This window comes from Planococcus massiliensis (assembly GCF_000821325.1).
Classification (GTDB): domain Bacteria; phylum Bacillota; class Bacilli; order Bacillales_A; family Planococcaceae; genus Planococcus; species Planococcus ruber.
The window spans coordinates 1,043,213-1,065,393 of sequence record NZ_CCXS01000001.1; the positions used below are offsets into that span (position 1 = coordinate 1,043,213).

The following is a 22,181-nucleotide window of genomic DNA, read 5'->3' on the forward strand; positions in this document are numbered from 1 at the left end:
CGTTTTGACAAAAGATTATATTTTATCCATTGACCAAGGAACAACAAGCTCACGTGCGGTGTTGTTCAACCATGCAGGGGAAATTGTCAATTCAGCTCAGCAGGAATTCGAACAGTTTTTCCCGCAGCCAGGCTGGGTTGAGCACGATGCCAACGAAATTTGGACGTCGGTCCTTGCCTGTATCGCAGAAGTGCTAAGAAAAGCAGACATCACACCGGATCAGATTGCAGGGATCGGAATCACGAACCAACGGGAAACAGCGGTCGTGTGGGACCGCACAACCGGCAGACCGGTATACCGTGCAATCGTCTGGCAGTCACGCCAAACGGACGGCATCTGCAAAGACTTGAAAGAAAGAGGCCTGGAAGACACATTCCGCAAGAAAACGGGCTTGCTGATCGACGCTTATTTCTCTGGAACAAAAGTAAAATGGATTTTGGACAATGTAGAAGGCGCCCGCGAAAAAGCGGAAAACGGCGACTTGATGTTTGGAACCATCGATTCATGGCTGGTTTATAAATTATCCGGCGGCAAAGCGCATATCACGGATTACAGCAACGCATCCCGTACATTGATGTACAATATCTACGATTTGGAATGGGATGATGAGCTGTTGGAAATTCTGACAGTTCCAAAGAGCATGCTCCCTGAAGTACGCCAATCATCTGAAGTTTATGCAAACACGGTTGACTATCATTTCTTCGGCCACGAAGTGCCGATTGCCGGCATCGCGGGTGACCAGCAAGCTGCATTATTCGGCCAAGCCTGCTTTGAAAAAGGCATGGCGAAAAACACCTATGGCACAGGATGCTTCATGTTGATGAACACTGGTGAAAAAGGTGTGGTTTCAGACCATGGCTTATTGACAACGCTTGCGTGGGGAGTAGACGGCAAAGTCGAATACGCGCTTGAAGGCAGTATTTTTGTCGCTGGATCAGCTATCCAATGGCTTCGCGATGGCTTGAAAATCCTGGACAATGCGCCTGAAAGTGAAGCGTATGCGGCTTCTGTCGAATCAACAGACGGCGTATACATGGTTCCGGCATTTGTTGGCCTTGGAACTCCTTACTGGGATACGGATGCACGCGGTGCGATCTTCGGTTTAACTCGCGGTACGACAAAAGCCCACTTCATCCGTGCGACGCTTGAATCATTGGCTTACCAGACAAAAGATGTTGTGGATGTCATGATCGAAGATGCTGGAATTGAACTGAAAACTTTGCGCGTTGACGGCGGAGCCGTTGCAAATGATTTGCTGATGCAATTCCAAAGTGATATACTTGATGTACCGGTAGAACGTCCGGTCATTCAAGAAACAACTTCACTTGGTGCTGCATATCTTGCAGGCCTAGCGGTCGGCTTCTGGAAAGACAAAGAAGAAATCGCGAAACAGTGGAAAGTGGAAGAAACGTTTACGAGCTTGATGCCAGCTGAGCAAAGTGAAGAACTTTACGAAGGTTGGAAAAATGCAGTAGCTGCAACTCGTACATTTAAAAAACCTGAATCAAAAACAATTGTTAATTCTTAAGTAAAAGTTAATATTTGGCCGGAGATATCGAGAGACCAAGCCAGTTCAGCTGAAGAAATTCCGCGACTGTAGCTTGGTCTCTTTTGTTTCATTTCCAAAAAATGTAAAAAAAAACTAAAGGAGCGGTATAATATGAAATTTTCTAGTTTTAACCGGACGGAAACGTATAACAAAATGAAAAGCACGCCTCTTGATTTGATTGTTATCGGAGGCGGGATTACAGGCGCCGGAACAGCGCTTGATGCCACGATGAGAGGCATGAAAGTGGCAGTCGTTGAGATGCAGGATTTTGCTGCAGGCACAAGCAGCCGTTCTACTAAACTCGTTCACGGCGGTCTTCGTTATTTGAAGCAATTCGAAGTGAAAATGGTGGCTGAAGTCGGGAAAGAACGCGAGATCGTTTATGAAAACGGACCACATGTGACGACTCCTGAATGGATGCTATTGCCGTTTTACAAAGGCGGAACGTTTGGGCCGCTAAGCACGAACGTAGGCTTGCGCGTCTATGACTTTTTGGCAGGCGTCAAGAAAGACGAACGCCGTAAAATGCTGTCAAAAGAAGAAACGTTGCGCCGCGAACCATTGCTTAAAAAGAAAGACATTAAAGGCGGCGGCTATTACGTCGAATACAAAACAGACGATGCGCGCTTAACAATGGAAGTCATGAAAAAAGCTGTTGAAAAAGGCGCTTTGGCGATGAACTATGCAAAAGTTGCCAGCTTCATCTACCATAACGGCAAAGTGGTCGGCATCCGTGTAGAAGACCAAATCGATGGCAAAATCCATGAAATTTATGCGAAGAAAATCGTCAACGCAGCTGGACCATGGGTGGATACACTGCGCGACAAAGACCATTCAAAACAAGGCAAGACGCTGCAATTAACAAAGGGGATCCACTTAGTATTTGATGGCCGCCGCTTCCCGTTAAAACAGGCGATCTATTTTGATATGCCGGATGGCCGGATGGCATTTGCGATTCCGCGCGAAGGAAAAGTGTATGTGGGTACAACGGATACCGTTTACAAACAAGATATTGCGCATCCGACAATGACAACAGAAGACCGCGATTACGTCTTAAAAGCGATTGACTTCATGTTCCCGGAAGTCGGCATTCGCATTGAAGACATCGAATCCAGCTGGGCTGGACTTCGTCCGTTGATTCATGAAGAAGGTAAAGACCCTTCTGAAATTTCACGGAAAGATGAAATCTTTGTTTCCAATTCCGGCTTGCTGTCGATTGCCGGCGGTAAATTGACAGGATACCGTAAAATGGGCGAAAGCATCGTTGATATGGTAGCGGAGCAATTGGAAAAAGAACATGGCTTGAAATTCAAAAAAGTATCGACCAAACACTTGCCGATTTCAGGCGGCGAAGTAGGCGGTTCAAAAGGATTTGTGAAGTTCTCTGAAGACCGTGTGCGTTTAGGCGTAAGCCGCGGCCTTTCTCCGGAAGCAGCACGCAAACTGGTTCAGCGCTACGGATCCAATGTGGACCAAGTCTTTAATTTCTTGTTTACCGGAGACGCAGAAGCGGCTAGAGAAGGAATCGATCCTATCGCGTTCGCAATGCTGCGCTACGCTTTGGAATACGAAGCGGCTTACAAACCAGTCGATTTCTTTATCCGCCGTACAGGCGCGTTGTTCTTCGACATCAATTGGGTACATGCCAATAAAGCATCTGTAAATGCATATATGGGCAAAGTGCTTGGCTGGACAGAAGAACAGGCAACTGCCTACAGCAATGAACTGGAAGGCCTTCTATATGAAGCTGTGCACCCGGTTGAAGTGGGCGGCAGCCGTTCAAGTGCGTCTTTTAAAGCTGCAGCAAATTCCTAATTTCATAAGCAAGCCGCTCTGATCCATCCGGATCAGAGCGGCTTTTTTTAATGCTTGCTCGCTTTTTCTTAAATTGTATCCGCTTTTCCAGGTTTTTAGCGAGTTGCCCGTGTCTTTAAAAGTGATATAGTGGAGAAAAGCGCAAGTATTCTGATAGATGGGGAGCTAGAAAATGAAATCCAATGAACGGTTAAAGCAAAGCTATTTTGATGCTGAGCAGGTATTGGCAGGGCATGGCAAACGGGACGTCCACGTATTAAAAGAGGCATTTGAGAAGATAGACGGCGATGTGGAAAGCGACATGTACGGCCAAGGAGCTGTTATCGAAAAATTCCAGGAGAAAATGGCGGATTTATTGGGGAAAGAAAGTGCGGTGTTTTTCCCAAGCGGAACGATGGCCCAGCAGATTGCTTTGCGTATTTGGTGCGACGCAGCACGCATTCGGAAAGTAGCTTACCATCCGTTGAGCCATCTGGAAATCCACGAAGAAAAAGGACTGCAAGAACTGCATGGAATCGAATCGGTGCTGCTCGCCGATAAGACACGTGTAATTGAGCTGGAAGATGTCCTTCAAATGGAAGACGAAGTAGCATGTGTGCTGCTCGAGTTGCCGCAGCGTGAAATCGGCGGGCAATTGCCAAGCTATGAAACATTGGAACAGATTTCTGCTCACTGCCGCGCACAAGGGATCAAACTGCATCTGGACGGAGCGCGGCTGTTGGAAGTGCTTCCGTATTACGATAAGACTGCAAGTGAAGTCTGCGCCCTTTTTGACAGTGTCTACCTCTCGCTATATAAAGGAATCGGCGGCATAGCAGGAGCGATCCTGGCAGGGGACAAGGAATTTACGGACCAGTCGAAAGTATGGAAACGGCGCCACGGCGGAGATTTGATCTCGCTGTATCCGTATATCCTTTCTGCAGATTATTATTTTGACAAACGCTCTGGCAAAATGGCAGCTTACTATGAGCAGGCGAAAGAACTGGCCCGCTTGTTCAATGGCTGTGAAGGCATCAGCACTTTGCCCGTCGAACCTGTATCGAATATGTTCCATGTCCATTTCAGCCACCCGAAAGAAACGATGGAAGCGCTGTTGGCTGATCTCCATCAGGAAACCGGAATCGGGCTGACCAGCTACGTCAAAGAGCTGGAAAACGGCGGCAGTTCCTATGAAGTCAGCATGGGGGATTTGTACGAAACGGTGCCGAAAGAGAAAGTAGAGGCGCTTTTTGCCAAGCTGAATGAAAAAATGAAGGCAATTTAATATAGAAGGAAGCCTTTAAAAGACCCAAAATGTCATTTACAGGCTTCCTTATTATCCTACATACCATTTCTTGTACACCGGTTCTAATGTGTAGGCAAGCATATGTTCAACAATTTCTCTTTTTTCAGGCTGTTCGATTTCCACCCAATGAATCGTGATAGGTGATTGAATCGCTTGAAAGAATCCGTGGGGGGCATGAGTTGCCTTTTTCAATTTTGCAAAATGGCGGCGGATGCGGTTATAGATCGGTGCCCCTTTTCCGATGTAGAGGATATTTTGATTGGAATCGCAGAAAATGTAAATGCCCTTTGCCATCCCCATGTTCAGTTTGATTTTATTCAGCAATTTGGTAGTCTCATCATTCAAAAGAAAAGGCACATTTTCGATCGACTTCCAATTTTCATTATCAAATGCATAATTTTCTTTTTTCAGAAGCTCATGAATCTTTTCTTTCATCTAATAATCCCCCTCATTGGTCGGCTTTGAAAATTCAGTCCTATTTCATATTTTCGACTTATCTGATTATTAGTTTACCCAATAAACGATTAATAAGCGATAGCAGAAGTAAAAGTCGTATTATTCAAATATCTGGAAGCGCTTTCTAAACGGAAAATGTGCATCTTTGCCGAATAAAATATGCTACACTGGAAACAAGTGAATAATCATGCAGAAAAAAGGTACTGATTCGTCAGCATAACAGGGAATCCGGTGTGAATCCGGAGCTGTTTCCGCAACTGTAAGTGCGTATGAAATAAGAAAATGCCACTGTCTAAGATAATCTGGACGGGAAGGTTCTTAGAGTAAATCGATGCACAAGCCAGGAGACCTACCTTTTTTTGAACGTATTTTTACTCTTCGGAAGATAAGGGAATCATATGGCAACTTTTCCTCTTGCGGCTTTATTGACGAGCCGTTTAATTGGTATTGTGCCGCCCTTTTTATGAGGGCGGCTTTTTGCTGTTTATCTGAAGTGCGATGCGGCAGATTACCACGAAGCCCATAAAGAGAAGAGGTGATTGGAATGAAAAAAGATATGCGCTATATCTGCTATCCGTTTATGCGGGAGTCCGCATCCACAGTGGATTTTGAAATCCGGACCGATTCATTGACAACCCGAATTGGAGAAGCCATTTCCTTGGCTGGAGACATCCCGGAACTGCAGCGGGACCTCCGCTATCTGCAGCCCATGGCTTATCATCTGAATGGTTCAGTGCGGGGGAAAATCGCTATTGCTGCGGAAGATCTCGAAATCTTAAGCGGGTTATACGATGCTTACGTGGCGGAAGTGGAAGACAGCATCGGAAATTTTGTCTTGCCGCAAGGGACGCCCGCTGCCTGCTGTTTGCATGTATGCCGCAGCGAGGCGAAAAAATCCGTGCGGGCCTTGCATAAAGTCAGCTTAGAGCGCGAAGTGCCCGAGATTTTATTTGATTATGCGCAATTGCTTGCCAATGTATTATTTGCGATGGCGGTTTATGCCAACCGCAAACACGGCATGGAAGAAATACCGTTCATCAGCAAATCCTATCCGACAAGACCGAAAAAGAGAAAAGAGGAAAAAGTTAAATGAAGAAATCTTATCTATTGAGCGGAACACTTGCACTCGCTGTATTTCTTGGTGCCTGCCAAAGTGAGGAAAGTACAGGCGCCGACAATCCAACAGACCAAACCAGCACAGAAACCGAAGCGGCTGAATCTTATGCAGTGACAGACGATCTAGGCAATGAAATAAAATTTGAAGAAGTCCCGGAAACAGTCGTTTCTTTAATTCCGAGCAATACGGAAATCCTTTATGCGTTAGAAGAAGGGGATAAATTGATCGGCGCTACGGATTTTGACAACTATCCGGCAGAAGCTATGGAAGTCGAGCGGGTTTCCGATTCCGTGAAATTCAATGCAGAGCGTATCATCCAATTGGATCCGGATATCGTCCTTGCTTATTCGACTGGCGGCCCGACCGGACTCGAGGTGTTGGAAGAAGCGGATATTCCTGTCTTCGTCATTGAATCTGCCGCTTCGTTTGAAGATGTATATGGTGACATTGAACAAATCGCTCAAGTAATGGGAGTTGAAGAAAAAGGCGAAGAACTAATCGCTTCCATTCAAGGAGAAATCAAAGATGTCCAAGACAAGCTTGCTGAAGTTGAACAAAAGAAAAAAGCTTATATTGAAATCAGTCCATTGCCTGAAATCTATACAACTGGCGATAAGACCTTCCAACAGGAAATTTTGAATCACGCTCAAGTGGAAAATGTATTTGCAGATTTGGAAGGCTGGCCGCAACTTTCTGAAGAAGAAGTGGTGAACCGGAACCCAGAACTGATTTTTACAACGGTATCCTATGTGGAGAACGCTGTAGATGAAATCAAAGCCCGCGATAGCTGGTCGGAAATTGCGGCTGTCCAAAATGAGCAAGTCTTCTTGTTGGATTCAGATATCACCTCACGTCCGGGGCCAAGAATCGGAGAAGCAGTGAAACTTGTAGCCGAAACCGCTTATCCAGATTTATTGAAGTAAGTTCATTAAAACCACTGTCCGAAAAAAGGGCGGTGGTTTTTAAATTGATTAAATTTTCAGATAACTGGTATAATTGGTCAACTTTATCATTGAAGGGCATCAATACCATAGCCGTTTTTTCCCGGAAGCGCCTTTTTTGACGCTGATGATGAGCAGGCGCGACATAGATGAAGTCTACCGGATCCCTGCGAAGTCCGGGCTTTCAGAGAATAGCGCGGGGATGCCTTTGCTGACTGTGCCGGAAGGAAAAGAAAAACATGGCTATTTTCATGCTGTACTTGATTTGTCATTTGTCAGGGAAATCGAAGAACCGCATTATTTTGATTTCTCCTTAATCAGTGCATTCGAAGGCTATAAAATCCAGACACGGTTAATGGCGGATGCCCGGTATTTCGAAGATTCCTTCGGCTTGTTCGGGACGGCAAAAACCGGCTATTTTGATGTAAAAACTTACCGGACCAAACACGGAAATTTCTCAGCCATTTTCAAAGAACCGGATAAAATTTCAGATAAGCTTTCCATTGAGAAAGCGGTATTTTATCAAAATGGCGATGAAGTCCGCATTTGTGTACATGTCCATTCGTTGAATATACTGGAGATTGAGTGGGCAAAATAGTGAAAAATAGCCGATTGGATAAAGCCGCTTTCATAGTCTTTATCCAATCGGCTATTTCCTTATGCCCGTCTAAAAAACTTGTTGAATGGGCTGGCAGGTTTTGGCGCTTTTAACAACGAGCGCCACGCTTGAAGAAATAGTGCATCCGAGTAGGGGGCCCCCATACTTTCGTCCGCTTCTTCCGGGGAGTGGAGGATGACTGTGACTTTGCCTATATGCGGTAAAGCTTCTCTTAAAACTTCTTTCTGTTCGTTTGTTAAAACCACGAGTTCATCAATTTGGTCGAGGTGATCCCGCGTATATCGGCAAAAGGAATGCTCTACGCTATTTAGCTCTAAATGTTGGAGGAATAAAATCTTTTTGACTTTAGGGACCTCCATTTCGAGAACGGGGCGATCCAACAAGCGTTCATCGCAAACAACGGTGGAATGCGCCTCTATCATTTGTCCCAAACAAAAGCGGATCCATTCGGTTTCTGACTGAAATTCAAGTGCTTTTCCGTCCTGGAAAACGTAAATGCTTTGCAATTTTTGTTCGGATGTTCCGTCATACATTTTATTCAAATAAGCCTTCCCAAGTTCATCTAAGTAAATTTCTTCCAATACATATACAGTGCCTTGCCGATAATGGATTTCTTTATGGCAGAGCCCTGCACAGTTGTATTCTTTCCGGACCTTTCTCTTATGCTGATAAGGGTCCAGCATATCGATAAATTTCAAGCGCTTATCGGGGGTCTCGTAATTTTTGTACAAAACATATTTGCCATTATCAAAATAGCGGTATGCCTTGCCATTTTCTACTGCTGACCATACCAACCCTTTTTCTTCTAGCGGATGTTCAATTTCCCGTACATCATAAGTTCTTTTGGAAAGGAAATCGTAGATATTCAAAAATTGCACCTGTTTTGGAATCAACGCTTTTTCGTAGTAAAGCTTGTAAACCGAGTTTAAATCCGGATTATAGTCTGTGGATATAATGGCAGCCGGAAACTTGCCGTGCGCACTTAACAAGCGCGTTCTTTTTAATAATGCTTCTGTGCGCCCCGTAAATTCTGCAGACAAGGTTGAAGTCACTGCATAATGCATTCAAATGTCCTCCTCGGTCAATTTCAATCATCCGATGGTACACTGTCTGAAACAAGATTGTTAAAACATAAGGCAGGGTTTTGGGCTAAATACGGCGAGTGGATTGAAAACTTCCATTCATTTACTAGTGTAATAGCTATAATAATCTTTTTTTTCATCCATGTCATCAACTTATCGTTTTATTAGCGTGCTATCGGATGATATCCAGGGAGTGTTTGAAGCAGCGCTAATCAGGTCATAGTAAAGCAAAGCGTTTTAAAGAACGGAGGGCTAGGATGGAAATGATACTCGCAATTTGCATTGGACTGGCATTAAGCGCCACTACGGGTTTCCGTGTATTCACGCCTTTACTGATCACCGGCTTATTTGTGAGGGCGGATTGGCTGTCGCTTGCTGAAGGCTTTAGCTGGATTGGCAGTACTCCGGCATTGATCGCATTTGGCGTAGCGACGGTTCTGGAAATTACGGTCAACTATATTCCGGCTGTCGGTTCGTTTATGAAAGTATTGGAGACGCCGCTCGCTGCACTGGCAGGGATTTTGCTGACGGCTTCATTTATCGGGGACATGAGTCCATTTTTGGAATGGAGCATCGCCATTATTGGAGGCGGAGGCATTGCCACTACTTCCCATGCTGCAGTAGCATCCGTCAAAGGGGCAAGTGAAACCGTCTTGATGAGCCCGGCCGTTGCAGGGATCGAAGACGCGACGGCCACGGCTGTACCCATCCTGATTTTCATCATTCCGATATTAGCGATTGTCTTCTTGATTGTGCTGGCAATTATCTTCCTGAAAATTTATCGCCGCTTCTTTTCCAAGCCAAAAGCGGTTTAGGCGGGTTTAACGCCGGGCTAAGAAGGAAATACTTTCTATTGTGCAACGAAAAGCAACTAGAGAAACAGGAAGTGGACAACATGAAAAAAATCAAAATGTTTTTAGGAATATCCGTGGCGTTAAATCTTGCCTTTATCGTCATGGCCGGGTTTTTTCTTGCAAAACAAGGCGGCATCGGTTTTGTGAAAGAACAATGGGCTTCGCTGACTTCGAATCAGGAATTCCCGGATTACTATGTGCAAAAGAAAGCGATCTTTGAGTCACTGGATACGGAGGCGCCGGATAAGGTCTTTCTCGGCGATAGCATCACCGACCATGGAGAATTTCCGGAATACTTCCCGGATGAGAATGTAGTGAACAGAGGAATCGCAGAAGATACATCAAAAGGGGTCTTGAACCGCATCGATGAAATCGTGGATCGGCATCCGAAAGAAGTATACATAATGATTGGCATTAACGACATAGGCGCGGGTTCAAGTCCGACAGCTTACGAAAAGAATATGCGCCGCATCATCGAGGCATTCGATTTGTCGGAGACTCAGCTCGTCCTGCAGTCGATTTTGCCGATCAACAATCAGGATTTCAATAACGAATTGTCTAATGAGAAAGTCGATGATTTCAATCAAATCCTCGTATCCCTATCTAAGGAGTATGGGGTTGGCTATGTTGATTTGCAGCCGGAATTTCAAGGGGAAAATGGGCAGTTGGAAAAGGATCTGACGATTGACGGCATCCATTTAAAGGGCGTCGGTTACGATAAATGGATAAAAAGCCTGGAATACTAATTTTAAGCACCTTATTAGAACCAATAAGGTGCTTTTCTCATGTAGTTTTTTCCTTGGTTTTTATTGTAGAATTAAGTTTGCAATTGTTGGATATTTACAATTTATTATATGAAATTAACTTATTTTAGAAAAAATAGGGTATGAAAAAAATAGAAGCAGGGTTAAATGGAAGGGGCGTATGAGAATGGTACAGACATTCCTCTGGGTAGTGGTGGGATTGCTGGCGGTGCAATTGGTGTTATTGGCCGTATTAATTGTTGGCAAACAGAAGGCGCTTAAACGGCAACGGAAAATAGCGTGGGTCAAAGGGCAGGTCATGCCGATTTACCGCCAGTTTATCGAAGCTCCCGAACAAAAGTGGATGGAACCCCAACTTCCTTCAAATAAATCGATCAGGCAAGCGGCGATTGAAGAAATGCTCATTGATTTTCAAGAGACTTATAAAGATCAAAAAGAACGAAACCGCATCACGGATCTGGCAGAACGCCACTTGGCTCCGCGCTATCAATCCATCCTGAAAAATGGGGGATGGGCAGAACGGATCAATGCCCTTTATTTCATCGAAGATTTTCGCATTGCCTCATTAAAAGAAGAAGTATTTAGCCATTTTAAGAGCTTGGCTAAACAAGATGATGAGTACTGGCAATGTCTCCGGGCGGCTGCCATCCTGCAAGAGCCGAAAGTCGTGGATGTACTGTTCGAAGAGTCGAATTTATCGGTCGGCTTTGCCAAAGAATTATTAATGAGAATGGATGAGGAACTGCATCAAAGAATCATGGCGCGGATGTTTATGAAAGATGATGCGCCTGAAAACCTGCTGTACGCATTTATTATGCTGAATGGCGAACGGAAAAGTGAACGTTTTTTCCCGTTTGTCGAAAAATTGATGACCGACGAACGGAAAGAAGTGCGGATCAAAGCAATGAAAAGTTTGACGCATTACGGCAGACTTTCAGACCCCAAAAAATTGTCCGCTTTCTTCATCTCCCTTTTCTGGGAAGAGCGCATGTATGCAGCTAAGTTAGCGGGAGCTTGTAAATTGACCGATTTTAAAGAACAGCTTATCCAATTATTCACGGATCCGGTTTGGTGGGTTCGTTTTGCAGCGGCAGACAATCTTCAGGAATTTGAAGATGGCAATGCGCTGCTGCATGAAATTGCTTCAACCAGTGAAGATGCCTATGCCCGCGATGTCGCAAGGCATATGCTGACGAAGAAAGGGGGCGGAAATCGATGAACGCGATTGAAATCATATCTTTAGGCATCATTGTTTATATGCTGGCGGCCGGAGGTATCTATCTTGTGCTTTTCCTGGTAGCCGGACCGAAAATCAACCGGGAGAAAAAATTGAATCGGACAGAGCAAATTGAAGAGATAATGATCAACAAAGATACCTATCCGATTTCTGTGTTAGTCCCTGCTTACAACGAAGAGGCGGGAGTGGCCAGTACCGTCCGTTCGCTCTTGTCTTTGAATTACCCGCAATATGAGATTATTGTCGTCAATGACGGCTCAACCGATAAAACGAGCGAAAAACTGATGGATGTCTTTCAGATGAAACGGATCGAGCTGGCCGCAAGAAGCTATTTTAAAACGGGCAAGCTGACGGCCGCTTATCAATCCGAATTGCATCCTCACCTCTATTTGATCGAAAAGGAAAATGGCGGAAAAGCGGATGCCTTGAATGCCGGTGTGAATTTTTCCCAATATCCTTATTTCGCTGCAATCGACGGCGATTCCATTCTTGAAAAAGATGCACTATTAAAAACAATGAAACCGATCATTGATTCAAGCGGAAGGGTCACGGCTACGGGCGGGACGGTCCGGATCGCCAATGGCTGCAAAATCGTCAAAGGGGAAGTCACGGAAATCAAATTGCCGAAACGGCCGCTTGAAGTCATGCAGATCGTTGAATATTTCCGCGCCTTTTTGATTGGGCGCCTCGGTTTTAGCCGAGCGAATATTTTGTTGATCATTTCCGGAGCTTTCGGGGTTTTTGAGAAAAGCCGGGTCATCAAAGTCGGCGGCTATAACACCAATACGGTGGGAGAAGATATGGAATTGATCGTTCGGATCCACCGGTCGATCAAAGAGGAAAAGTCCAATCAGCGCATCGAATACATCCAAGATCCAGTTTGCTGGACAGAAGCGCCGAGCACCATCGCTTCCTTGCGGGCACAGCGAATCCGCTGGCAGCGCGGATTGGCTGAAACCATCTGGATTCACCGGAAGATGCTGTTTAATCCGAAATATAAAGGCATTGGGATGTTTTCCATGCCCTATTATTTGTTCATCGAGCTGTTAAGCGCGGTTTTTGAAGTCATCGGCTACGGCATCATTATCAGCGGATTGCTGTTTTCGTTCGTGGATACCGACATCGCTTTGGTGATGCTGCTCGTCATGATTTTGTACGGTTCTCTTTTATCCTCCCTTGCGGTGCTGTTGGAGGAATGGACGTACCATAAATACCCGGACGTCAAAAGCATTTTCATCCTCTATGTCTATGCGTTAACCGAAATATTCTGGTACCGGATCCTGGCCAATTTCTGGCGTGTGCAGGGTTTAATTTATTCGCTCCGCAAAAAGCATGCGTGGGGAGACATGGAACGAAAAGGCGTTTTCTCAGACGATACGCCAACCTAAAAAGGAAGCCCATTTGTGAACTGCACCTCCATTGTTAGTTGTGTCTAACAATTTTGGGTCAGTTCATTTGAGGGCTTCCTTTTTTTATTCCACTTTTCCAAAGAATTCTTGGAGGATGTAATAGGATTGTTTCAAGCGTTCTGTTGTTTCAGGAAGTTCCCATGGCTCCCACGTGTACGCCGCAGGTTCTTCGCCAGCGAATGCATCAACGATTTTGTCCTGATCGGTTAAAGTGGCAGCGACGGCAATGCGGTCAGCTGACATGGACGATTCAAGGCCGTCTTTCCAGAAATCGCCGGCAAATTCTTTTTGGCTTGGATCTTTAGCGTTGAGCAGCATCCATGGAATGCGGATTTCAAGCACACCCGTGTCTTCCGAATAGAAATAATCGTTCAAGGAGTCGTAGTCCTCACTTTCCGGATCTGCGATTCCGAATTGCAGCACGCCGGTTTCGTAAGAAGAGAACGGAAGGACTTCTCCGGTATCCGGGCGCGTGATTTCTTTGCTCAAGGCGAGGCGGATCGGATGGAAGACCGTTGAGATGTCCTCTTTCGATTCCGGTATCATTTTGAGCCTCTCTGCATAATCGTAGTAGAACGAATCGTAATCTCCGGCAACCAATAGACGGGCAGAATCTTTGCCGTTGATCTGCAAATGGAAGTCGGCTTTGAATGTGGCGTCCGTTCCAATGTCTACCGGAATTCCTTGGCCGTCCCGAATATTGAAATACAAGTGGAATTGCTGCTGGTTCCACCAATCCCTGCGGCTTTCATCAAAAGTGGTTTTGATGTAAAGGTAGCGTTCGTCGTGGTCCATTTCGATCGACTGCATCGCTCCTTCATTTTTCTCGTAAAGTGTTTCACCCGCTTCCCAGTCATCCACGCCGTTTACTTTCACTTTATGCCGGTCAAAACTCAAGATGCCGAATTGCTGCTCGTTTGTTTGGGCATTTGACCAGAATGGACGCTGATCCGGGTTGTCGTAGTCCATCGTATTCCATGTCCGTTTAAACCACTCATCCTGCCAGGTAAATACTAGCCCGCCAAGCATGCCTTCATGCAAGATATCTTCATAGAGATGCTGGGCGATTTCACCTTGCTGTTTCTCGGAAATGAAACCTTGGTTCCAGCCGGATGGATTTTCATGCGTTTTTCCGCGGGAAGCGGGCACACCGAATTCGGCTACTAATATTGGCATTTCATGCGAGTCGTTTAAGTCTTTCAAATAGCCGGCGTAGTTGTTTTTCTCGCCGCGATGATCGATAAACTCCGTATATTTTTCCTCTAAATTCAAGAAGTCAGGATAGTAAGGGTAGATATGATAAGAAGCAAACATCCCGACATTTTCAGTTTGTCCTGCCAATTTAATGTGATTGGGATCGATTTCTGCAATATCTTCTTTTTCACTTGGCTCTGAAGGCTGCTCTAAATTATCCGTAGTCACCCAATTGGTAAAGCTTAGCGGGCGCATACTTTGGTATTGATCCATTTCGTATGAAGCGAGCATATCCAACTGCTGCGCAATCCAATTTTCCATGGCGTTGGCGCCTTCTGTGTAGACATGCTTTCCTTTGAAGTCGCCAAGATCGGGATACGTGTTCACCATTTGGTCCACCATGGACGGATCCCATTCGATGCCCGCAATCCAGCCGATGACGTAAGGGGAAATATCCGCATCGTACGTTCCAGCCGCATGTCCGGGCCGCGGTTCGACTTCTGCACTGCCGTGGACAACATCTATCAGCGTCTTGATGTCTGTTTGGAACCTTTCGGTAATTTCAGGATCGAAAGCATCAAGTTTCTCCACAAGCGGTTCTTCGTCAATCCAGACGCCATGATAGACGTAAAGAGGCTGGTCAGCCTGCTCGTTATAAGCTTTCAATGCTTGATAAAAAGCGGGCGGGTGTAAAGTATAGACCCGGATGGCATTGGCATTCATTTCCCCGATCTGCTCGAACCAGCGGTCATATTCTTCTCGTGAAATGGCTGCTTCACCGGGGAAAGTGCCCGGTTTTGCCATTCCCATATTGACTCCTTTGACGGTGAAATCTTTCCACTCGCCGTTTTCAAAGACTTGGAAATCCTGCCCATTGACTCTGGCTGGGAAAGCGATTCCTTCGTCTTTGGCTAATTCCGGAGCAGCCGCCGCCGTTTTAGAAGCAGCACTGTTTTGGAGAATCTTTTTCATCATTGGAGCATACGTTTTCCAAAAGAAACCGGATTCTCCTGAAAGGCTTTCAAATGATAGCCATGACCGCACTTTCGCAAATCCGGCAAATTGATAAAAGCTCGGGACTTCTGCAATGTCGACAAAATCTCCAGCGAAATAAAACGTGTCAGCCGCACTTTTTTGCTGGTGGACGATGGCCGGGAAAGAGGCAGGTATGCCATTTTCAACGAGCAGGGACTTCCCTTTTTCCGAAAGATCCCAATCATAATTCGCTAAAATGCTGCTTTCCTCTGCTTCATTAATATCAAACCAATAAGTAAATTCGGGAGAGTCTTCCATTGAAAAGAATTCCTGTCCCGCTTCTGTAAAATCCAATTGAATCCCATCAGGGCCAATCAGCCCTTCCTGTTCAGACAGAACCAGGATCTCACCTGATAGGTCATTGGCCAACACAAAGCCGCTGCCGGCAAAATTCCAGCGGTCTCCAGTTTCTTCAAAACGGGAGATGACCCAGGGAGGAACTTCATCTTGCTGTTTATCCAGTTCATTGAATTTCCGTCCGCTCCAGCCAGTCGGCTGAATCCCCAAATAATCAGCTGCTGCATCCCGGACTTCAATGGAGGTGGGGGACGCAAGCGTGTTGAATTCCACTACCAAGTCGCTGCCTCCATTATCAACTTGATTCTGGATGCTTTGCCACTCAGCCATTTCAAGTCCGCCATAAACCAAAGAAGGAGCCTCTTTCGCTTCTTGTCCCGCTGTCTGCCAAGCTAGGTCTTCTTCATAGACTCCGTATGTATCGGCTAAATAAATCATATCGGTTTCGCCGAAATCTTCCGGAACCTCACTCAACTTATAAGATTCATTTCGTTCGTCAGGCTTAAAGCCGTAATAATCTTTACTGGCTTCATAGGCTGAATCGTCGTTTTTTAAATAACCCATATGATTTAAGAGCCATGTCAAACCATGGTGTTCTCGATACGTTTCGGATGGCACCGTTTTATCGATGATGGCAACTTGCAAATTTTCTTTCTCCTGCAAAAACCAGAAAACGAAAGGCAAAGCAATTACAATGATAAGTCCGAGGATGGAAAATAGAATTTTTCGCACCAGCATTCCTCTTTTCTCAAGCAAAATTAAATTCAGCTTTCATTATAGCGTAAATTATCTTGGAATTATTGTATTTTACTTAGGCTGAAAGAGGTAATTTTAAAGAAAGATGGGAAATTTTCCAATAAAAAAGCAGCCGGTGCAAATGGCTGCTTTCAACATTTATTTGGGGATGGCCAACACTTGGCCAACTTTTATGATGTAAGGGCTTGGAATTTTATTGGCTGCGGCAATTTTTGCGACAGTGGAATTGTGTTTTTTGGCAATGCTGTAAAGCGTATCTCCTGCTTTGACCGTATATTTCACTGATGCAGCAGGAGGGGCGGCCTTAGCTGGAATGATCAATACTTGGCCGACACGGATGATATACGGACTTGAAATTTTATTGGCTGAAGCCAAAGCGTTGACCGTGACGTTATAGCGTTTAGCGATGCTGTAAAGTGTGTCTCCTGCCTTGACCGTGTATTTAGTGCCGGCAGGCGGAGGAGCGGAAGGCAATTTGAGCAATTGCGAGACCGTCACAAAAGAATAGCCTTTTGCTTTTAATTTGGTGATCATGCCTTGAAGGGCGCCAGGAGTTCCGGATGCCCCGGCACCTGTATGCATCAAGACGATAGAGCCTGGGACGATATTGTTGACGACTTTGTTGGTGATGGCTGTGGAAGATACACCTTTCCAGTCCAAGGTATCAATGTTCCACTGGATGGTGTGGGTGTATCCGGCATTTCCGACTGCCGCCAAAACGGCTGAATTTGAAGCGCCGAATGGTGCACGGAATAAAGGCTTCGTTGATTTGCCGGTAATTTTTTTCACAGCGGCTTCAGTTTTATCCAGTTCCGTTTTTATTTGAGAAGCGCTCAGTTTTGTAAAGTCAGGATGAGAATAAGAATGGTTGGCCAGTTGATGGCCGCTAGATGCAATGTTTTTAATGGCCTGCGGATGGTTGTTGGCACCGGATCCCGTCAGAAAGAAAGTCGCTTTGATTTTATTCGCCGATAAAGTATTCAGGATTTTCTGGATATTGGTGCCGTCAGATCCATCATCGAATGTGAGTGCGACAACTTTGCTTGAAGTAGTCGCTTTTGAGATGAATTTTGAACTGGCAGCTTCAGCAGGCGGCGAGAAGGAGAGGGCGGCAAAAAGAATTAATAAGAAGGCTGCGGCAATTTTGAGAAGTTTGCTATACATCATATCCACCCCTTTAATCGTTACGCATTTAGTTGAGTGCGTATGTATAAGCATGGAATGAATACATTTTTTATAACCTCGAATCTTTCAATTGCATTCTTTTTATGATTCTATTATATCATTTTTCTGAATTTTTAATAACATTTTTTTATTGTTTTAAGAAAATACATATAAAAAGACCTAATTCAAGTACCTGAATTTATTCGCATAGAATACAAGCGGTTTTTTGTTGAAGGTGCGAAATTAGGGATACGAGGTGCGAAAAAACTGGTCTGAGGTGCGAAACTTTCTCAATGAGGTGCGTTCGCCTTCATTCGTCCCCTTTTAAGGAAAAAAAGCAGCCCCTTCCAATTTGAAAGGGGCTGCTTCTAGTTAATCGTGCTGTTTTTTACGGAACTTCGCTGTCACTTCATAAACAATCGGCACAATGACCAACGTCAATAGAGTGGAGCTGACAAGTCCGCCGATTACGGTGATGCCAAGTCCTTTAGAGATCAACCCGCCGCCGTCGCCTTCAGCGCCGATAGCAAGCGGAATCAATGCGCCAATGGTTGCAAGGGCCGTCATCAAAATCGGACGGAGACGCGTTACGCCGCCTTCAAGCAGGGCTTCGCGAGTCGTAAGTCCGGCTTTTTCCATATGGATAACCCGGTCAATCAATACAATGGCATTTGTGACTACGATACCGATCAGCATCAAGACACCGATTAAGGCATTGACACTCAATGGCTCACCGGTAATCCAAAGCGCAACCAGCACACCGATAACCGTGAATGGCAGCGAGAACAGGATTGCAAACGGAGCCAATGCGCCGCCGAATGTGACGACCAGTACGAAGTAGACAATGGCGATCGCAGCTAGCATCGCTAAGCCGAGCTGGCTGAACGATTCATTGATTTGTTCGGTCACACCGCCGTGGTCGATTGAAATGCCAGAAGGCAAGTCAAGATCCGCCACTTTTTCATCAATTTCCGTCGTGATGGCCGCTGCGTTGTTTCCAAGTACATCTGCAGTCAATGACGCGTATATTTGGCCGTCTCTGCGGTTAATGGTATCAGGCGATTTGCCTTCTTCCACTTCCATCACATCGCCAACAGCAACGGTGGTGCCAAGGGCTGTCGGGATTTGGACGTTTGTTACATCATCAATTCCTGCATAAGTGGTTTCTTCAGTTTCAATATAAACATTAATGTCTTTGTCATCATTTTTAACAGTCGTCAAGATTGGCGCTTCGCCGACATTGCTTAATGCCATGCCGATTTGAGCAGCCGTCAAGCCTTTTTCACTCAGCGCTTGTTGATTCGCGACTAAAGTAAACTGGTCATAAGCTTCAGTCAAGCTTGATTCCGTGTTTTCCAATTCCTTATGATCTTCCATGATCGGCTGGATTTGATCAATAGCGGTTTGGATGTCTTCAAGATTGTCGCCGTAGACGAATAATTCAAGTCCTGTGGCGCCCATGGCCGCAAAGTCAAGGCTGCTCCATTCGCCGGCTTCTGTATTTTCGTTCAGCGAATCAATCAAGTTTGTGCTTTCTTCGCTGAATTCTTCAAAATCAGAATCGTATTCAATATAGAACAACGCGGAATTGTCTCCGCCGCCGCCCATCGCTGTCAACGGATTGCCGCCGCCAAGCGAGTATTGGTATGAAGTGACGCCGTCGCGATCTGCAATTGCGCTTTCTGCGTCAAGCGCAATTTCTTCCACGTCTTCACGCGTCTGTCCAGGTTCCGGGCTGTAAGTAGCCATTACAAGTTTCTGTTCTTGTTCAGGCAAGAAACTTACCCCGATGACCGGCACCAAGAAAAGACTCGCTGCAAGAAGGACAGCAGCTCCGCCGAATGTAATAATCTTATGGTTCAAAGACCATTCCAAAATGCGTTTGTAGCCAGCAGCCATTTTTCCAGGCTTGTGTTCTTTTGTCACTGATTTAGTGGCATCCAAATTTTTCAATTGTTTGCCGTACATCAAATGGGCCATCATCGGAACGATTGTGACTGCAACGAGCAGGGATGCTGCAAGTGCGAAGACCACTGCAAGCGCGAATGGCAAGAACAATTCACCAATCTGTCCGTTGACAAGCGCCAGCGGCAAGAATACGGCAATCGTTACGACAGTAGAAGAAAAGATTGGAAGGAACATTTCGCGTGTTGCTTCGCGAATCAATTCTTTGCCGCGCAGTTTTTCGTCTGGCAATGCCATACGGCGGTAAATATTTTCAATGACGACAATCGAGTCATCGATGACACGCCCAATTGCTACGGTCAAAGCGCCAAGCGTCATGATATTTAAGGTAATATCGAGTTGATTTAATAAGAAAATCGCCATCAATAATGAAAGCGGAATCGAAATGATCGAGATCAAAGTCGTTTTAAAGCTGCGCAAGAAGAGCAGGATAATGACAACGGCAAATAGGATGCCGTATAAGGCTTTGCTCAGCATAGTTTCAACTGATTGTTCGATCGGCTCTCCTTGGTCAAATGTTGTTGCCACAGTTAAATCGAAATCTTTTTCCAAATCCGTGATGACATCTTTGACGCCGTTTACAACCTCCACGGTATTGGCATCCGGAGATTTCACAATGGAAAGGCCGATTGATTCTTCGCCGTTCGTCCGTGAGATGGACTCTGCTTCACTGACAACTTCAATTTCGGCTAACTCGCTTAATGCGACAGTCGGAATTGCGGCTGAGGCCGGCACTTCAGCAGAAGGCGCTGCCGGTGCTGCAGATGGTGCCTCGGGTGCAGCGCTTGGATCTTCTTGTGCGCCGGCTGCTGCATCGCCTGATGGGGCTTGCGCTGCCTGTGGAATCGCTGGAATTTGAAGGTTCTTCAAATCATCAACGGTTGTTACATTTCCATCAATGACCAAGTTTTTCAATTCGCCATCAAAATTCGTCAATCCTAATGGGAAAGTCAAGTTTGACCCTTGGATCAATTGTTGAATCGTTTCTTCTGTCAATCCATACTGTGCTAAAGCCGCTTCGTCGAAAGTCATGGTCACTTTCTGGACACGCTGTCCAGAAACTTGAGCCTCAGACAATCCGTCGATGCCTTCGACAGCCGGGAGGACATGTTCTTCCACATCTGCCGTCAATTCTTCCAAAGAGCTGCCGGGCTTACTTACGCTTAGCGCAAGGACCGGGAAAGCATCTAAACTGACGCGGGATACTTCCGGATCGTTTGCAGCTTCCGGAATGGAAATCTGGGACAAAGCATCTTCCAATTGGCGTGTCGCTTCGTCCATGTCCACTTCAAAAGCGTACTGGACTTGGATCGTAGAGGCATTTGCCAATGAAGTCGATGTCACCAGTTCGACGCCATTCATATTTTGAATCCGCTGCTCCATCGGAATCGTGACTTCTTCCATGATTTCATCCGGTGCAGCACCTGGATACGTCGTGACAACAGTCACTGCAGGAAGCGTGATGCTTGGAATGGATTCTTGTTTCATGGTCAATCCAGCATAAAGGCCGGCGACAACAACCATGATCGTCAAAATCCAAATAGCAAACTTGTTATTCAGTGAAAAATCAATGATTTTCTTCAATCGATACACTCCTTCAAATGAACTTTTCTAAAGTTGAAAGTTCGGTTGCTAATGATTCTTCTTGTTTTAAATAGTCCAGTAAGGCCTCGACCAAAAATGCCTTGGCATCTTGTTTGGCCATTTCTTCCTTCAACATCAGAAAAGCGGATAAGTGCTTTTCCCGTTGAGAAGAAGTTTGTTTGATCTGTTCTTCCAATTGGTTGTAAGCTTCTTCAAGTGGAGAAATGGTGGAGGTAAAGCCGGTCAGAACGGGTTGGATCTTTTCCGAGTGGCTAACGATGGCATCAAGGCTGGCAACGATAAATTCAGCCAGAAGCTCCTTGTTGATCGGCCGGTTCTCAAAAATCAAATAAAAATAATACTCTTTTTTAATCCCTTCATAGACGGTCACCAAATCGTAGATGAAAGGTTTGGCTCGGTCCCCATAGACTTCGAGCAAACTATATTTATGTAAGACTAACTGCGCCATCCGAAGTTCTTGCAGCAAATTTTGCATAAGTTCATTGTCGTTTGCCGGGAAATCCTTGAAGACCATTAAAAAGAATTCCTTGTTCATCACTGTCCGCTCAATTTCAAGCAATAATTTTTTCTTGAAAAATTCCCGGTTAGTCAAGCCGGGTTCGAAGTCGGCGCTGTTTAAATCTCTCGTCAAATCCTCGTGGTATTGTTTGAGGATTTCAACGAAGATGCCTTCTTTCGAATCAAAGTGCTTGTAAAAAGCGCCTTTTGATATTCCCGCTGCCTTCGCTATTTCCTGGACAGACGTTTGATGAAATCCTTTGATGGAAAAGAAATGTACAGCATGATTCATCAATTCCTGCCGTTTGTCCATAACACCCCTCCTTAAAACCAATTGGTCATTTTAAGTAACCCTTCGGTCATACTTTAGGATAAAGCTTGAAAAAAATTGAGTCAATTTATAGGGACTTATATCGTGTGTCTATTTTGTTTCTTGAAAAAGCGCTGAACGGACAGTGCGTTTGCCGCGAAAAATTAGGGTAAATAGAAAGGAAACAGCAAATACTTGGCAGCATTCCATCAAAAGTAATTCGAAGAAG

The 22,181-nt window shown here is 45.3% G+C and carries 16 protein-coding genes and 1 riboswitch; of the genes, 10 read left to right on the top strand and 6 right to left on the bottom strand.

Annotated elements, in window-relative coordinates:
- The first annotated feature begins 4 nt into the window (after nt 1-4).
- From glpK to BN1080_RS05065, 3 genes are all read left to right on the top strand, one after another.
- Complete coding sequence (gene glpK, locus BN1080_RS05055; RefSeq protein ID WP_052650852.1) at nt 5-1,528, top strand: glycerol kinase GlpK; 1,524 nt, start codon at nt 5-7, stop codon at nt 1,526-1,528.
- Between the two features lie 132 nt (nt 1,529-1,660).
- Nucleotides 1,661-3,364 (top strand): glycerol-3-phosphate dehydrogenase/oxidase, encoded by a 1,704-nt coding sequence (locus BN1080_RS05060; RefSeq protein ID WP_052650853.1) that lies wholly within the window; start codon nt 1,661-1,663, stop codon nt 3,362-3,364.
- Nucleotides 3,365-3,536: 172 nt separating this feature from the next.
- Nucleotides 3,537-4,628: a threonine aldolase family protein gene (locus tag BN1080_RS05065; RefSeq protein ID WP_052650854.1), complete on the top strand. Its 1,092-nt coding sequence runs from the start codon at nt 3,537-3,539 to the stop codon at nt 4,626-4,628.
- Nucleotides 4,629-4,679: 51 nt separating this feature from the next.
- Here BN1080_RS05065 and BN1080_RS05070 read toward each other — a convergent pair whose 3' ends face one another.
- Complete coding sequence (locus BN1080_RS05070) at nt 4,680-5,084, bottom strand: GIY-YIG nuclease family protein (RefSeq protein ID WP_052650855.1); 405 nt, start codon at nt 5,082-5,084, stop codon at nt 4,680-4,682.
- 201 nt (nt 5,085-5,285) lie between these two features.
- Nucleotides 5,286-5,476: riboswitch (cobalamin riboswitch) on the top strand.
- A gap of 173 nt (nt 5,477-5,649) precedes the next feature.
- On the opposite strand from BN1080_RS05070, the gene BN1080_RS05075 reads away from it, so the two are divergent.
- From BN1080_RS05075 to BN1080_RS05085, 3 genes are all read left to right on the top strand, one after another.
- Entirely contained in the window at nt 5,650-6,198 is a 549-nt protein-coding gene (locus tag BN1080_RS05075; RefSeq protein ID WP_052650856.1) for a hypothetical protein, read from the top strand.
- Complete coding sequence (locus BN1080_RS05080) at nt 6,195-7,145, top strand: ABC transporter substrate-binding protein (RefSeq protein ID WP_052650857.1); 951 nt, start codon at nt 6,195-6,197, stop codon at nt 7,143-7,145. The genes BN1080_RS05075 and BN1080_RS05080 overlap by 4 nt, the downstream gene beginning before the upstream one ends.
- 73 nt (nt 7,146-7,218) lie before the next feature.
- Entirely contained in the window at nt 7,219-7,761 is a 543-nt protein-coding gene (locus tag BN1080_RS05085) for a hypothetical protein (RefSeq protein ID WP_052650858.1), read from the top strand.
- A 59-nt stretch (nt 7,762-7,820) separates the two neighbouring features.
- On the opposite strand, the gene BN1080_RS05090 is transcribed toward BN1080_RS05085, so the two are convergent.
- Nucleotides 7,821-8,846, bottom strand: a complete 1,026-nt coding sequence (locus BN1080_RS05090; protein WP_052650859.1) for a glycosyltransferase — start codon at nt 8,844-8,846, stop codon at nt 7,821-7,823.
- 275 nt (nt 8,847-9,121) lie between these two features.
- On the opposite strand from BN1080_RS05090, the gene BN1080_RS05095 reads away from it, so the two are divergent.
- From BN1080_RS05095 to BN1080_RS05110, 4 genes are all read left to right on the top strand, one after another.
- On the top strand, nt 9,122-9,679 hold the full coding sequence (locus tag BN1080_RS05095) for a DUF4126 domain-containing protein (protein ID WP_052650860.1): 558 nt from the start codon (nt 9,122-9,124) through the stop codon (nt 9,677-9,679).
- Nucleotides 9,680-9,759: 80 nt separating this feature from the next.
- Nucleotides 9,760-10,464, top strand: a complete 705-nt coding sequence (locus BN1080_RS05100; RefSeq protein WP_052650861.1) for a GDSL-type esterase/lipase family protein — start codon at nt 9,760-9,762, stop codon at nt 10,462-10,464.
- Between the two features lie 184 nt (nt 10,465-10,648).
- The gene (locus BN1080_RS05105) at nt 10,649-11,701 is read left to right on the top strand and encodes a HEAT repeat domain-containing protein (RefSeq protein ID WP_052650862.1); all 1,053 of its coding nucleotides are present in this window, start codon (nt 10,649-10,651) and stop codon (nt 11,699-11,701) included.
- Nucleotides 11,698-13,107: a glycosyltransferase family 2 protein gene (locus BN1080_RS05110; protein ID WP_052650863.1), complete on the top strand. Its 1,410-nt coding sequence runs from the start codon at nt 11,698-11,700 to the stop codon at nt 13,105-13,107. The genes BN1080_RS05105 and BN1080_RS05110 overlap by 4 nt, the downstream gene beginning before the upstream one ends.
- 84 nt (nt 13,108-13,191) lie before the next feature.
- Here BN1080_RS05110 and BN1080_RS05115 read toward each other — a convergent pair whose 3' ends face one another.
- From BN1080_RS05115 to BN1080_RS05130, 4 genes are all read right to left on the bottom strand, one after another.
- A complete protein-coding gene (locus tag BN1080_RS05115; protein ID WP_234398935.1) occupies nt 13,192-16,392 on the bottom strand; it encodes a hypothetical protein in 3,201 nt (1,066 codons plus the stop codon).
- 156 nt (nt 16,393-16,548) lie between these two features.
- Nucleotides 16,549-17,574, bottom strand: a complete 1,026-nt coding sequence (locus BN1080_RS05120; RefSeq protein ID WP_110925577.1) for a LysM peptidoglycan-binding domain-containing protein — start codon at nt 17,572-17,574, stop codon at nt 16,549-16,551.
- A 372-nt stretch (nt 17,575-17,946) separates the two neighbouring features.
- Nucleotides 17,947-21,123 (bottom strand): efflux RND transporter permease subunit, encoded by a 3,177-nt coding sequence (locus tag BN1080_RS05125; RefSeq protein WP_052650866.1) that lies wholly within the window; start codon nt 21,121-21,123, stop codon nt 17,947-17,949.
- A gap of 13 nt (nt 21,124-21,136) precedes the next feature.
- Nucleotides 21,137-21,955, bottom strand: a complete 819-nt coding sequence (locus tag BN1080_RS05130) for a TetR/AcrR family transcriptional regulator (RefSeq protein WP_052650867.1) — start codon at nt 21,953-21,955, stop codon at nt 21,137-21,139.
- Nucleotides 21,956-22,181 lie beyond the last annotated feature (226 nt).

Excerpts from the sequence above, each read along its gene's own strand:
- BN1080_RS05060 (WP_052650853.1), top strand. The coding sequence starts at position 1,661 with ATGAAATTTTCTAGTTTTAACCGGACGGAAACGTATAACAAAATGAAA.
- BN1080_RS05065 (WP_052650854.1), top strand. The coding sequence starts at position 3,537 with ATGAAATCCAATGAACGGTTAAAGCAAAGCTATTTTGATGCTGAGCAG.
- BN1080_RS05070 (WP_052650855.1), bottom strand. The coding sequence starts at position 5,084 with ATGAAAGAAAAGATTCATGAGCTTCTGAAAAAAGAAAATTATGCATTT.
- BN1080_RS05075 (WP_052650856.1), top strand. The coding sequence starts at position 5,650 with ATGAAAAAAGATATGCGCTATATCTGCTATCCGTTTATGCGGGAGTCC.
- BN1080_RS05080 (WP_052650857.1), top strand. The coding sequence starts at position 6,195 with ATGAAGAAATCTTATCTATTGAGCGGAACACTTGCACTCGCTGTATTT.
- BN1080_RS05090 (WP_052650859.1), bottom strand. The coding sequence starts at position 8,846 with ATGCATTATGCAGTGACTTCAACCTTGTCTGCAGAATTTACGGGGCGC.
- BN1080_RS05095 (WP_052650860.1), top strand. The coding sequence starts at position 9,122 with ATGGAAATGATACTCGCAATTTGCATTGGACTGGCATTAAGCGCCACT.
- BN1080_RS05100 (WP_052650861.1), top strand. The coding sequence starts at position 9,760 with ATGAAAAAAATCAAAATGTTTTTAGGAATATCCGTGGCGTTAAATCTT.
- BN1080_RS05105 (WP_052650862.1), top strand. The coding sequence starts at position 10,649 with ATGGTACAGACATTCCTCTGGGTAGTGGTGGGATTGCTGGCGGTGCAA.
- BN1080_RS05110 (WP_052650863.1), top strand. The coding sequence starts at position 11,698 with ATGAACGCGATTGAAATCATATCTTTAGGCATCATTGTTTATATGCTG.
- BN1080_RS05115 (WP_234398935.1), bottom strand. The coding sequence starts at position 16,392 with ATGCTGGTGCGAAAAATTCTATTTTCCATCCTCGGACTTATCATTGTA.
- BN1080_RS05120 (WP_110925577.1), bottom strand. The coding sequence starts at position 17,574 with ATGTATAGCAAACTTCTCAAAATTGCCGCAGCCTTCTTATTAATTCTT.
- BN1080_RS05130 (WP_052650867.1), bottom strand. The coding sequence starts at position 21,955 with ATGGACAAACGGCAGGAATTGATGAATCATGCTGTACATTTCTTTTCC.